Source organism: Streptomyces coffeae (assembly GCF_016741875.1).
Classification (GTDB): Bacteria; Actinomycetota; Actinomycetes; order Streptomycetales; family Streptomycetaceae; genus Streptomyces; species Streptomyces coffeae.
In genome coordinates, this window is record NZ_JAERRF010000039.1 from 1 (window position 1) to 14,630 (window position 14,630).

General features: G+C 69.4%; 2 protein-coding genes and 1 pseudogene. 2 read left to right on the forward strand and 1 reads right to left on the reverse strand.

Annotated elements, in window-relative coordinates; genetic code table 11:
• Window positions 1–16: 16 nt before the first annotated feature.
• Both JK363_RS43320 and JK363_RS37055 read left to right on the forward strand, forming a co-directional pair.
• Window positions 17–7,960 (forward strand): SDR family NAD(P)-dependent oxidoreductase, encoded by a 7,944-nt coding sequence (locus tag JK363_RS43320; RefSeq protein ID WP_307822018.1) that lies wholly within the window; start codon window positions 17–19, stop codon window positions 7,958–7,960.
• Window positions 7,961–8,061: 101 nt separating this feature from the next.
• Window positions 8,062–12,165: pseudogene (locus tag JK363_RS37055) on the forward strand (type I polyketide synthase); the annotation flags it as partial.
• Between the two features lie 81 nt (window positions 12,166–12,246).
• On the opposite strand, the gene JK363_RS37060 reads toward JK363_RS37055, so the two are convergent.
• Window positions 12,247–14,487, reverse strand: a complete 2,241-nt coding sequence (locus tag JK363_RS37060; RefSeq protein ID WP_201882330.1) for a DUF8189 domain-containing protein — start codon at window positions 14,485–14,487, stop codon at window positions 12,247–12,249.
• Window positions 14,488–14,630 lie beyond the last annotated feature (143 nt).

Sequence of the window (14,630 nt, forward strand, 5' to 3'; positions counted from 1 at the left end):
TGGGTCAGATGCGGTGGTGCTGACGTCGCGCCTGTCCGTTCAGTCGCACCCGTGGCTCGCCGATCAACTGGTAGCCGGTTCGGCGGTGGTTCCGGGCACAGTGTTCGTCGAGCTAGCGGTGCAGGCGGGTGACCGGGTCGGCTGTGACCGTGTTGAGGAGTTGACGCTCCAGGCGCCGTTGGTGCTGCCGCAGGATGGAGCCGTCGACATACAGATCAGCGTCGATGCTTCGGAGTCTGGTGAGGGGCGGCGTGAGGTGCGGGTTTACTCCCGTGGGGAGGATGCCGGTGCTGATGAGCCGTGGACGTTGCATGCCGCTGGAGTCCTGACGGCGACGGCTGAGCGCGGGGCTGTGGACTGGGATCTGCGGGTGTGGCCGCCCGCACGGGCGGAGTCTGTCTCGCTGGAGGGGCTGTACGAGCGGTTGGCCGGGGTCGGGCTGGCCTACGGTCCTGCGTTCCGTGGCCTGCGCGAGGTCTGGAAGCAGGGTGAGGACCTGTTTGTGGAGGCGGTGCTGCCCGAGCATGTCGCGGATGACGCGAGCGGGTTTGGCCTGCATCCCGCGCTGTTGGACTCGGTGTTGCATGCGCTGGAACTGCGGGGTGAGTCCGTTGAGGGTGTGCTGCTGCCGTTCTTGTGGTCGGGGGTGTCACTGTCAGCGGTGGGGGCGTCCGCAGTACGGGCACACCTGTCCCCGTGCGGCTCTGGTGAGTACAGGGTGCGGGTAGCCGATGCCGCGGGTGACCCGGTCGCCCAGGTCGACTCACTGGTGCTGCGTCCCGTGCAGGCCGCGGACCTCGCGGCGGCCAACTCTACGAACGCGGGCAACCTGTTCCGGTTGGACTGGACTCCTGCGCCGCCCTCGACAGGGTCTGATGAGACGGTTCAGGGCGGCGCCTGGGTTGCGCTGGGCGGGCCCGGGGAGTGGCGGGAGGTTGGAATTCCGGTCACGACGTACGCCGACCTGTCGGGCCTGATCGCCGCGCTGGATGGTGGCGCCGACACTCCCGAGACCGTCCTGCTCCCGGTCCCGGTCCCGGTCCCGGATGTTGCCGGGGTCGACTCGGGCACCACTGACGTCGTTGCCACTGTCCTTGACGTGGTTCGGGGGTGGTTGGCGGAGTCGCGGTTTGCCTCTTCGCGGCTGGTGGTGGTGACCGCTGGTGCGGTGCGGGTGTCTGAGGACGGTGGGTTGGACTTGGCTGGTTCGGGTGTGTGGGGTTTGGTGCGTTCGGCGGTCAGTGAGCATCCGGGGCGGTTTGTGCTGGCTGATGTGGATGGGGAGGAGTCGTCCTACCGGGCCTTGGCCGGGGGGTTGGCTGAGCTGGTCGGGCAGGGGGAGAGTCAGGTCGCGGTGCGGGAGGGGCAGCTCAGGCTGCCCCGCGTCCGGCGTCTTCCGCACGATGCGGTGGCGGAGCCCTCGGTTGCGGCGGCAGACGTGCATGTGGTTGGGGCCGATGAGGGTGGCCTGGAGGGTCGGGTGCCGGTACCGACCGAGCGCCGGGGCGCGTGGCCGGAGTCGGGCATGGTCCTGGTGACCGGTGGTACGGGTGGTTTGGGTGCGGTGGTGGCCCGGCACCTGGTCGCGGTGCATGGGGTGCGGGATCTGCTGCTGTTGTCCCGGCGGGGTCTTGAGGCTCCCGGGGCGGAGGAACTGCGCGGGGAACTGACGGGGCTCGGCGCCCGGGTGACGGTCACCGCGTGTGATGTCAGTGATCGTGAGGCTCTGGCGGGTGTGCTGGACGCGATCCCGGCAGAGACCCCACTCCGCGGTGTTGTGCATGCCGCGGGTGTGCTCGATGACGGCCTGGTCTCGGATCTGACGTCTGAGCGATTGGCCCGTGTACTGGCGGCGAAGGCAGAGTCGGCGGTGCATCTGCACGAGCTGACCCGCGACAGTGAGCTGGATGCGTTCGTCCTGTTCTCTTCCTTTGCCGGTGTAGTGGGCAATGCCGGGCAGGCGGCCTATGCGGCGGCGAACAGTGTGCTGGACGCGCTTGCGGTGTCGCGGCGGGTGCAGGGTCTGCCGGCGGTGTCGTTGGCGTGGGGCATGTGGGAGCAGGCCGAGGGTATGGGCGGTCGGCTCAGCGACGCCGACGTGGCCCGCCTGCGCAGGCAGGGATTCCCGCCCCTGCCCACCGACGACGCCCTCTCGCTGCTGGACACCGCTCTGCACACCAACGAGCCCGTCCTGATGCCCATTGCCTTCAGGGCGGCGTCGTTGGCGGCGTTCCGTGACAGTTTGCCCAGTGTGTTGCGGGCGTTGGTTCCGGTGGTGTCGCAGCGGCGTGTTGCTGGTCGGGGGGTTGCTGGGGGTGATGGGGCGTTGGTTCGTCGTTTGCGGGGGTTGTCGGCTGTTGAGCAGGAGCGGGTGTTGCTTGATCTTGTTCAGTCGCAGATTGCGGCGGTGTTGGGGCATGCGTCTGCGGCGTCGGTTGATGCGAACCGGGCGTTCAAGGATCTTGGGTTTGATTCGCTGACGGCGGTGGAGCTGCGTAATCGGCTGAATGCGGCGACCGGGCTGAATCTGCCGGTGACGATGGTGTTCGACCATCCCACGCCCTCCGCTTTTGCGGGGAATCTGCGGGAGCAGTTGCTGGGGGTGTTGGAAGAGCAGCCCACCGACACTCACATCGTCACATCTGTGGCGTCGGGCGATGACCTGATCGCGATTGTCGGGATGGGGTGCCGTTATCCGGGTGGTGTGGCCTCGCCCGAGATGCTGTGGGACCTGGTCAGTTCTGGTGGCGATGGGATGTCTGCGTTGCCGGTTGATCGGGGTTGGCGGGTGCGGTCGTTGCCTGAGGGTGTGGCTGTTGGTGGCTTTGTGCATGATGCGACGGAGTTCGATGCGGAGCTGTTCGGGATTTCGCCGCGTGAGGCGTTGGCGATGGATCCGCAGCAGCGGTTGCTGTTGGAGACGTCGTGGGAGGCGTTGGAGCGGGCGGGGATTGATCCGTTGTCGCTGCGGGGTTCGGCGACGGGTGTGTTTGCGGGGGTGTCTGCCAATGGTTATGTCGGTGGTCAGGAGGATGAGGCGGACAGTGAGACCGGGGGCTACCTGCTGACGGGTAGTACGCCGAGTGTTGCTTCGGGTCGGCTGTCGTATGTATTGGGGTTGGAGGGGCCGGCGGTGTCGGTGGACACGGCCTGTTCGTCTTCTCTGGTCGCGCTGCATCTGGCGTGTCAGGCCCTGCGGGCCGGGGAGTGCACGATGGCCCTCGCCGGGGGCACGACCGTGATGGCCACACCGGCCATCTTCCAGGAGTTCGCACGCCAAGGCGGCCTCGCCGAAGACGGCCGGTGCAAGTCATTCTCCGATGCCGCCGACGGCACATCATGGGCCGAGGGCGGTGCCATCCTGGTTGTGGAGCGGCTGTCCGACGCGCAGCGGCTGGGACATCCGGTGCTCGCGGTGGTGCGGGGTAGCGCGGTCAATCAGGACGGCGCGTCGAACGGCCTGACCGCGCCTAACGGTCCGTCGCAGCAGCGGGTGATACGTCAAGCCCTGGCCGCGGCGAAGGTCTCGGCGTCCGATGTGGACGTCGTCGAGGCGCATGGCACGGGTACGAAGCTGGGTGACCCGATCGAGGCGCAGGCACTGCTGGCCACGTACGGGCAGGAGCGTGACGGTCAGGATCCGGTGTGGCTGGGATCGGTGAAGTCCAACATCGGGCACACCCAGGCCGCCGCGGGCGTGGCCGGGGTCATCAAGATGGTGATGGCTCTGCGGGAGCAGCAGCTGCCGCGGACCCTCCACGTGGACCGGCCCTCGTCCCATGTGGACTGGGAGTCCGGGGCGGTGAGGCTGCTCACCGAGTCCCGCTCCTGGCCTCAGGGCGAGCGTCCGCGCCTGGCGGGTGTGTCGTCGTTCGGCATCAGCGGCACCAACGCGCACCTCATCGTGGGTGAGGCGCCGCCAGTCTCCTCCGCCGTGGCGGGACAGCCGGTAGTGGCGGGACAGGAGCAGCTGGCGGACGAGGTGGAAGCCGGGGGCGACCAGGACGGCGGGCGCGCAGAGCAGCCGTCGGACGCACTGCCGGTGATTCCGTGGGTTCTCTCCGGACGCAGTGCGCAGGCCCTGCGCGCTCAGGCCGAACGCTTGCCTGCCTTCCTCGACGAGCATGACACCGCCGCGGTGGATGTCGGTCTCTCCCTGGCCACGACTCGCGCCGCGTTCGAGCACCGCGCGGTGGTGCTGGGCGCCGACGGGGACGCCCTGCGCGGCGGTGTGGCAGCTGTGGCCTCGGGGGCGGCAGCCATCGGTGACACCAGGGTGGTGTCCGGAGCGGCCGGTGAGGGCCGGACGGCGTGGATGTTCACCGGGCAGGGCAGCCAGCGGTCCGGCATGGGCCGTGAGCTGTATGAACGGTTCCCGGCATTCGCGAAGGGCCTGGATGAGGTGTGCGACTGCCTCGATGCCGAGTTGGCAGGTGCCGCCGAGTTCACCGTACGAGTGCGCGACGTGCTGTTCGCTGAAGAGGGCTCGGACGAGGCGGAGTTGCTGGAATCGACCGGCTACGCCCAAACAACCCTCTTCGCGGTGCAGACCGCGCTGGTGGCACTTCTGCGCTCCTGGGGTGTGCGGCCCGACTTGGTGCTCGGCCATTCGATCGGTGAGCTGGTTGCGGCGTACACCGCCGGAGTGTTCGAGCTGACCGACGCCGTACGTCTGGTGGCAGGCCGGGCCCGCCTGATGCAGGCGCTGCCGGAGGGCGGTGCGATGGCGGCGATCGAGGGCACGGAAGCCGAGATCCTCGAGATCCTGCACGGGCTTCCGCGCAGCGAGCAGGTGGCGATCGCGGCGGTCAACGGCCCCACCGCCGTGGTGATCTCCGGCGACGAGAACGCGGTGGAGGAGGCCACAGCCGTGGCTCGCGAGCAGCAGCGGCGGGTGTCGCGGCTGCGGGTGAGTCATGCGTTCCACTCGCCGTTGATGGAGCCGATGCTGGCGGAATTCGCCGAGATCGCGGCGTGCATCACCTACCGTCGGCCGTTGCTCCCCGCGGTCAGCACGGTCACCGGTTGGCCGGTGGGCGACAGGGACTGGACGTCGCCGGACTACTGGGTCGAGCAGGTGCGGCAGCCGGTCCGGTTCAGCGCTGCGCTCCAGGAGGCCATGGGCGAACAGGGCGCCACCCGGCTGCTGGAGATCGGGCCGGACCCGGTGCTGAGCGCGCTGGTGCAGTCCCACGTGGATGCCGCGGACACCATAAAGACCGCAGAAGCTCCGGACGCCCCGGATGCCGTGGACACCGCAGCTTCTCCGGAGGCTCCGGGTGCCGCAGGGGTCCCGGACGTCGCCGACACCCCGGGCATGGGGGAACGGCGGAGCGGGGGCGCGGGCCTCGGAGAAGGCCGGAAGGTGGCGGTCGCGGTGGCGGCGCTGCGCAAGGGGCGTGCCGAAGCCGTGACCGTGCTGACCGCGGTGGCAGAGCTGTTCGTATGCGGTATGAAGGCCGACTGGGCAGCGGTGTTCGCCGGAACCCGAGCCAAGCGGGTGAGTCTGCCGACGTACGCCTTCCAGCGCCGCCGGTACTGGCTGCCGGACCGTAAGGCCCAGCGTGCGAGCGCTGTCGGCGTGGACTTGGGCGGGGTCGAGTCCGGGTTCTGGAATCTGGTCGAGCAGGGTGATGTGGCCTCCATCGCCGGACAGCTCGGCGTGGACGCCGGAGCGTCACTGGACACCGTGTTGCCGATGCTCTCAACCTGGCGCAAGCGGCAGCAGGAGCGGTCGGCGCTGTCGGCCTGGCGCTACGGAGTGGTATGGCGGCCGGTGAGCGTTCCCGCGTCGGGTCGGCTGTCGGGCACGTGGCTGATGGCCGCGCCGCAGCGGATGGCCGCTGCCCAGGACGGCTTGGTCGAGCAGTGTGTGCGGGCTCTGGAGGCGGCCGGGGCTCAGGTCACCGTGCTGACCGTCGACCCCACCGAAGGCCGTGAAGCACTCGCCGGACGGATTCGCGAGGCGTCGCCGGTCGGCGTGGTGTCCTTGCTGGCGTGGGCCGAAACCGCGACGGAAGTCACCGCAACGGACGCCACCGCGACGGAAGCCACCGCAACGGAAGGCACCGCGACGGAAGGCATCGCACCGGACGCTCACACCGGAGAAAGCACTACCGCACGTGAAGCTCACACCGTGGGCAGCGCACCCGAAGCCGAATCGGCACGTGCCCGGACCGGCGCGGAAACTCCCGACCCGCAGAGCGCCGGTGGCGCATCGGTACCGATCGCGACGGCCATGACACTGGCGCTCGTACAGGCGCTCTCCGACGCCGAGGCCGAGGCGCCCCTGTGGTGTGTGACCAGCTCCGCGGTGTCCGTCGGCGCGGGGGATCAGCTGACGAACCCCGTGCAGGCCCAACTCTGGGGCCTGGGCCGGACGGTGGCGCTGGAGCAGCCCCGGAGCTGGGGCGGTTTGGTCGATCTGCCGGAGGAGACAGGGCAGCAGTTGCTGACCCGCCTGGTGGCAGTGTTCGCCACGGGGCGCCAGGACACCTACGAGGACCAGGTCGCCGTGCGGCCCTCGGGAGTGCACGCGGCCAGGCTGACGCGGGACACGGCACCGGAAAACGGCGAGGGGTGGCAACCGCACGGCACAGTGCTGGTCACCGGCGGTACGGGTGCGCTGGGCAGGCATGTCGCCCGTCGGCTCGCCTCGCAGGGCGCGGAGCGCCTGGTCCTGGTCTCGCGGCAGGGGCCCCAGGCGCCGGGCGCGGAGCGGCTGCGGCAGGAACTGGCCGAGTCCGGAGCGGAGGTCGAGGTCGTCGCGTGTGACATCACCGATCGCCGGGCTCTGGCCGCGCTGCTGGACACGGTCTCCGCGCACGCTCCGCTGACGGCCGTGGTGCACACCGCGGGTGTGCTCGATGACGGATTGGTCACCGACCTGACGCCGCGGCGCATGGCTCGAGTGGTGCGGGTGAAGGCGGAGGCCGCATGGCATCTGCACGAGCTGACCGCGCACCTGGAGCTGGACGCGTTCGTGCTGTTCTCGTCCATCGCCGGGGTGTTCGGCGGCCAGGGCCAGGCCGCGTACGCGGCGGGCAACGCCTTCCTCGACGCCGTGGCACAGCACCGGCGCGGCCTGGGGCTTCCCGCGACTTCGGTGGCATGGGGCCCGTGGGGCGGGGACGGTATGGCCGCCGATGCCGCTGCCGAGCAGCGGTTCCGTCTCTCCGGGGTCCGCCGACTGCCCCCGGAGCGTGCGGTGGCGGCTCTCGGCCAGGTGCTCGGTGACGGCCGGACGTGCGTCGCCGTCATGGACGTGGACTGGGAACGCTACGTGACGTCGCTGAGGTACGCCGGCCGACGCAGCGCCCTGATCGCGGATCTGCCGGAGGCGGCGGCCGCGCCGGCCGCGGCTACCGACGTCGGCGGCGAGGAGGCCGACGCGCTGATCCTGCGGCTGCGTGACCTCTCCCCGAGCGAGCGGGAGGAGGCGTTGCTGGACCTGGTGCAGTCACACGTCGCTGCGGTGCTGGGTCACGAGTCCGCCGCGGCGATCGACGCCGATCGCGCGTTCAAGGACCTCGGCTTCGACTCGCTGACCGCGGTGGACCTGCGCAACGGGCTCACCTCGGCCACCGGGCTCCGGCTGTCGGCCACGATCGCCTTCGACCACCCCACGCCCACCTCGCTGGCTCGTTATATGCGAGGCGAACTGTTCCCGGACGTCGACGATGCGGACACCGGTTCCATCGACCGGGGCGGTGACCCCGGCCTTGTGATGGACGAGGAGCAGCTACGGCGCCGGCTGGCGTCCGTGTCTCTGGCCCGGCTGAGGGAGGCGGGGCTGATGGATGCCCTGATGAAACTGGTCGCCTCCGACGAGGACGGGACCGGCCGGGATGGGACCGGCAGGGACGAGGCTGCCGAGGAGGACCGGTCGATCGCCGAACTGAGCGTCGACGACCTCGTGGAGCTGGCGCTCGGCGACGACGATCCCTTCGAGCAGGAGTGAGCGAGGCCCTGATGAGTGCGTCGTACGAAAGAGTCGTCCAGGCGCTCCGGAAGTCGCTGGAGGAGACCGACGCCCTGAAGAAGGACAACCAGCAGCTGCGTGCGGCCTTCCGCGAGCCGGTCGCGATCGTCGGCATCGGTTGTCGGCTGCCGGGTGGGGTCTCCTCGCCGGACGGGCTGTGGGAGCTGCTGGTCGCTGGTGGCGAAGGTCTGGTGCCGTTCCCCGAGGACCGTGGCTGGAACCGTGACGGACTGCTCGACCCTCACTCGGGCGGCGCAGGGACGTCATACGCCCGTGTCGGCGGGTTCCTCAAGGGTGTTGCGGAGTTCGATGCTGGGCTGTTCGGTATCTCGCCGCGTGAGGCGTTGGCGATGGATCCGCAGCAGCGGCTCCTGCTGGAGACGTCGTGGGAGGCGCTGGAGCGGGCACGGATCGACCCCTTGTCGCTGCGGGGGTCGGCCACCGGCGTGTTCACGGGTACCAATGGCCAGGACTATCTCCACACGGTGAGCGGCCGGCTCGACGGCATCGAGGGCTTTGTGGGAACGGGTTCGGCGGCCAGCGTGCTGTCCGGCCGGGTCTCCTATGCGCTGGGCCTCGAGGGGCCCGCGGTGACCGTGGACACTGCTTGCTCATCGGCGTTGGTCGCGGTGCATCTGGCGGTCCAGGCGCTACGGGCCGGCGACTGCCGGATGGCGCTGGCGGGCGGTGCGACGGTGATGTCAACTCCCATGGCTTTCGAGGAGTTCGCACAGCAGGGGGCGCTGGCCCCGGACGGCCGGTGCAAGGCGTTCGCGGAGAGCGCCGACGGTACGGGGTGGTCTGAAGGCGTTGGCGTTCTGGTGCTGGAGCGGCTCTCGGACGCACGGCGGCTCGGGCACCCGGTGCTGGCGGTGGTCCGGGGGAGCGCGGTCAATCAGGATGGCGCGTCGAACGGTCTGACAGCACCGAACGGTCCGTCGCAGCAGCGGGTGATCCGTCAGGCGTTGCGCGCCGCGGAGCTCACGGCGGCCGACGTGGACGCCGTCGAGGCGCACGGCACCGGTACGAGCCTGGGCGATCCGATCGAGGCCCAGGCGCTGCTGGCCACGTACGGCCAGGACCGCGAGGGTCGCGATCCGTTGTGGCTGGGGTCGATGAAATCCAACATCGGGCACACCCAGGCCGCCGCCGGTGTGGCCGGAATCATCAAGGTGGTCATGGCGCTCCGGGCACAACAGCTGCCGCGGACGCTGCATGTGGACGCTCCCTCGCCGCACGTGGACTGGGACTCCGGCGTGGTGCGCCTGCTGACGGAATCCCGTCCCTGGCCACGTGGTGCGCGTCCGCGTCGGGCAGGTGTGTCCTCCTTCGGGATCAGCGGGACCAACGCACACGTCGTCATCGAGGAAGCTCCCGCACCGGAGCCGGTCGAACCGGGCAGTGCGGTGAGGACGGACGGTGGGAGCTCTCCGGCGGATCGGCCCTCGTCCGTGGAGCGTTGTCCTTCGACGGCGCTGCCGGTGGTGCCGTGGGTGCTGACCGGCCGCAGCTCGAACGCGGTACGGGCCCAAGCCGAACGCCTCATCTCCCATCTCGACACACAGGATCACTCGTCCGAGGGCCCGGCCAACGCAGTCGTCGGTGCGATCCGCGCGGTCGATGTGGGCTTCTCCCTGGCGACGACCCGCGCCGTGCTCGAACACCGCGCCGTGATGCTGGGTACCGACTACGCCCCTCTGCGCGCGGGTGTGGCGGCTCTGGCCACGGCGGCAGAAGGGGACGTCGCACCCCGCTCCCCTGCTTCCATGGTGACCGGGGTGGCGAGCACGGGCCGTACGGCGTGGATGTTCACCGGTCAGGGCAGTCAGCGTGCCGCCATGGGCCGCGAGCTCTACGGCCGCTTTCCGGCCTTCGCTGGGGCTCTGGACGAGGTCTGCGGATATCTGGACGCTGGGTTGAAGGGATCCGCCGGGTTCGAAGTCCCCCTGCGGGAAGTGTTGTTCGCTGCCGAGGGCTCGGCCGAGGGGAGCCTGCTGGACCGGACCGGCTATGCCCAGCCGGCCCTGTTCGCCGTACAGGTTGCGCTGGTGTCGCTGCTGCGATCCTGGGGCATGCGGCCGGACCTGCTGCTGGGCCATTCGATCGGGGAGTTCGCCGCCGCTTGGGCCGCCGGTGTGTTCGAGCTCGCCGATGCCGCCTGGTTGGTCGCGGCACGGGCCCGGCTGATGCAGGCTCTGCCCATGGGGGGCGCGATGGCCGCGATCGAGGCCCCCGAGAGCGAGGCTCTGGCGATGCTGAACGGCTTGTCCGACGGGGACAGGGCCGTGATCGCGGTGGTCAACGGTCCGTCGGCGGTGGTGGTCTCCGGTGACGAGCACGCCGTCGAGCGGGTGATGGCGATCGCGGTGGAGGACGGCCGTCGCGTCCGGCGCCTGCGGGTGAGCCACGCCTTCCACTCCCCGCTGATGGAGCCGATGCTGGACGAGTTCGCCAAGGTTGCCGCCGGGGTCACCTACCGGAGTCCCCGGACACGCGCGGTCAGCACCGTCACAGGTGACCGCGTGGGGGAGCGGGACTGGGCGAACCCGGAGTACTGGGTACGTCAGATCCGCGAACCGGTGCGTTTCCATGACGCGTTGCAGACCGCGACCGACCGGCAGGGCGCGACCCGGTTGCTGGAGGTCGGCCCCGACCCCGTACTCACCTCTCACCTCACCTCCTCTGGGCAGTCTCCAACGGCCGCGGCCATGGCGGTCCCGGCACTGCGCAGCGGCCACGGGGAGGCCGAGACGGCGATGTCCGCGGTGGCGCGGTTGTTCGTATGTGGTGCGAAGGTCGACTGGGGTGCAGTGTTCGCCGGAACCGGCGCCCGGCAGGTGGAGTTGCCGACCTACGCCTTCCAGCGGCGGCGCTACTGGCTGCCCGACCGGCTGACCGATCAGCGAGACCGGCCTTTCGAGCACCAGCGGACTGCCGACCAGCACACTGCCGATCAATGGCCCGGCCGGCCTCAGGCGGCGGAGCACACCGAGCCATGGACCGTGGACGGTCGTCCATATGCCACCCGCCTGCGCACCATGACGGTGGAAGAGCGGCACAGGGCCGTGTTCGACCTCGTCACCTCGCAGGTGGCGGCCATCCTCGGGCACGCCGACCCGGCAGAGGTGGAGGGCGAGCGCACCTTCCTCGACCTGGGCTTCACCTCGTTGTCGATCAGCGAACTGTGCACCGGACTCAGCCGGATGACGGGATGCGTCCTGACGGCCGACGAGGTGTTCGCGCATCCGACTCCGCGGGAGTTGGCAACCCACCTGCTGACCGAACTGGTGCGGCACACGGATGAGGAACGGGCGGACGGACCGGGGCAGGGGGGCTGTGTCGTCACGAACCTGTTCCGGCACGCCCTCGCACAAGAACAGTACGACCGCGGGCTGGATCTGCTCGATCTCGCAGCCGGTGCGCGCCCGAGGTTCCGGATGTCCGACACCGGCGGCTCGGAGCCGGAGCCGGGCGGCGCGCCGGTGCACCTCGCACACGGCGAAACGGCGGCGCCCGTGCTGTGTCTGCCCTCGCTGGTGGTGCCGGCGAGCCCGTACCAGTTCGCCCGGTTCGCCGGAGCGCTGGACGGCTCACACGATGTCTGGTTCCTGCCCATGCCCGGCTTCGGGCGGGGTGAGTCGCTTCCGGCCGACATCGAAGCCGCCGCCGCCCGGCAGGCGGAGGTGGTGTTGCGGGCGTTCGGCAACAAGCCGCCCACGCTTGTCGCCTACTCCTCCGGTGGGTGGTCGGCCCATGCCCTCACGGCCCGTCTGGAGGCGATCGGCACCCCTCCACCCGCGCTGGTGCTGCTGGACACTCCCGCCGGCGCGGGTGACGACCTCGCGCTGGGCATGGTGGCCACCACGTACCGGTTGATGCGGCAGTTCCCGGAGATCCCGGTGGACGACGACCAGCTCACCGCGATGGCGCACTACGCGCGGTTGTTCACCGCGTGGCAGCCGACGCCCCTCACCACCCCCACGCTCTTCGTCCGGGCGGCCGACTTCGTCCCCGAGCTGCTGTTCGAGGCCGTACGGCCGTCCTGGCCGCTGGACCATGAGATGGCCGAGGTTCCCGGCAACCACTTCACCCTGCTCGAGAAGGACGCGGAGACGACCGCGCGACGGGTGCACGCGTGGCTGATGGATCAGGACACCCCTGGGGGAAGGCTCCCGGATGAGTAAGAGCCACCGCCACACGGAGTCCGCGCGCCGTCGACCTTCGGGTCGGCGACGCGCGGGCGGCTGAGTGAGATGCCTCGATCACTATGAACTGGTCAGCATCCGCGCGTAGTTGTGGTCGTCGGTTCCGCGCACAGCGAGGAGAAGCTGGTTGCCGCCGAGCGATACCGCAGCCGGGGTGCCGTTGAACGTACCGCTGGTGACACCCCCGAGATTGGCCCAGTTGCTGTCCCAGGCAATGCCGTTCCAGTGCTTCCGGTAGAGAGCTCCATCTGTACCGCGCACCAGAACGTCCCACCTGTTCGTGCTCGCGCTGGTGATCGCCGGGGATTCCGTGATGGTGCCGCCGAGGGATTCCCAGGCGTGCCAACTGCCGGCGTAGTAGGCACGGTGGTAAACCGCGTCGTCCGTACCGCGAACGGCGAGGTCTATACGTCCTGAACCGTTGGAGACGGCTGCCGGCGCGCCGGTGAAGGTTCCGCTGCTGGGGCCGCCGAGATTGGCCCAGTTACTGCTCCATGCGGTGCCGTCCCAGCTCTTCTGGTAGAGGGCGCCGTCTGTGCCCCGGACGAAGACATCGAGCTGGTTGTCATGCTGGCTGCTGATCGCGGGGCTGTCGGCGATCGTTCCTCCGAGGTCTTCCCAGGATCCCCAGCTGCCGGCTCTGTAGGCACGGTGGTAGAGGTGGTTGTCGGTGCCGCGGACGGCGACGTCGATCTGGCCCGGGGCGTCGGAGACAGCGGCAGGTGTTCCGGTGAATGTTCCGCCGGTGGGCCCACCGAGATTGGCCCAGGCTCCGGTCCAGGAGTGACCACCCCAGGTCTTCTGGTAGAGGGCGCCGTCGGTTCCCCGGACAAACGCGTCTGCACTGTCCGGGCCCCCGCTGGCGATCGCGGGGCTGGCAGACTGGGTGCCACCGATGTCGGTCCAGCTGCCGGACTCGGTGCCGGTGGCCTTCAGCATGACGGTGGAGTAGGCAGGAACGCTGGTGGTGTAGCTACCGGTCTTGCTGCCGAGGTTGGTCTTACCCCACGAATCGCGCAGGGTAACGGCGTCCGTGCTGGTCAGGCCGGTGTCGGTGAAGTTGACGGTGATATGTGCCGCTGTCCCCGTGCGGTTGAACAGCGCGATGGCCCGGGTGCCTGGGGCAGCCAGACGCTTGGACCATACTTGGAGGCCCGTGCTGGGTTCGGAGACCTTCACGCCCTGGGCGCCGAGCGAGTCCTGGTCGATGGCGATGACTTCGTCGTTCGTCAACGTGGCCACGGAGGCGGCCGACAGGGTGCTCGCCTTGGTGCCGATGATGAGCGGGGCGTTCATCATGGCCCACATGCTGAACTGCGACCTGGAAATGGCATCGGTGGAGGTGGTGGGGACGTTGTCGAGGTCGTGACCGGTGAGGAGGTAGTCCGGGTCGTTGAAGTGGCCGGGCCCGGCCACCGACGGTGTGTTGCCGTTGGTGTCCAGGTTCCGCATCACCTTTGCCAAGGTGAAATTACCGTCGCCGCGTGTGGAGGAACCATCGGCATTGACGGATGCGATGTCGAGGTCCGTCCGCCAGGTGTTCGCCGTCACGGGCATATAACTGCCGTACTGCCAGCGGCAGACGTTGAAGACCATCGTTCTGCCGGAGGAGTTGTTCAGGATGGCATGACGGTACGCCGCGTACGTCTGGGCCTCGTCCTTGCCCGTGATGTCGCCGCCACAGTGGTCGATCTTGACGGCGTCATAGCCCCAGGCGGCGAAGGCGTCGATGTCCTGTTGGACGTGCTCAGCGCTGCCGTCGGGAAGACCGCTGCAACCTGTCTTCCCGGAGTCGGTGTATATGCCGGCCTTCAGTCCCTTGCTGTGGATGTAGTCGGCGAGCCCTTTCATACCGGCTGCGTAGGTTGTGGAGCCGACGGTGAAGCCGGGCCACTGGGTCGTGTTGACCGTGATGTTTCCGCTCCCGTCGCGGGAGCCGTCCCACCAGCCTTCATCGAGCCAGACCGTGTCGTATCCGGCGGTCTTCAGCCCCTTGCTGACCAGGGCGTCAGCCTCGGCCCTGATCTTCGTGCTGTTGATGTTCCTGGCGGTGATGTTCGCTACGGTGTGGGCGCCGGAGAACTGGAATCCCCCATAGCCGTACCAGGAGTTCCAGCCCATGGTGGGTGTCGGTGCCGCCGCGTACAGGGTGCTGAGCGAGTCCGGCGCGGTTGCCGCCGCGGCAGGGCCGGAGGTGATGACGGGGGCGACGCACAGCGCCAGTGCGGCGGTGACGACGCCTGCTGTCCGAGGCCGTCTGTGACGGCCCCGGGTGGTTGGTGGGCAGGAGGTAGAGGACATGCTTCACGCTCCTTGGCGTGGGTGTGGTCCCCGCAGTGCGGGCTGATCTTCCGGCAACGACGGCGGTCCACCGTCGGCAGTGCGCGAGCACGGCGGTGGTGACCTTGCTGTGAGCCTTCGCTGTCAGAAACCTGGGGCCGGAG

Coding starts and splice junctions, on each gene's coding strand:
- JK363_RS37060 (WP_201882330.1), bottom strand. CDS start 14,487: ATGTCCTCTACCTCCTGCCCACCAACCACCCGGGGCCGTCACAGACGG.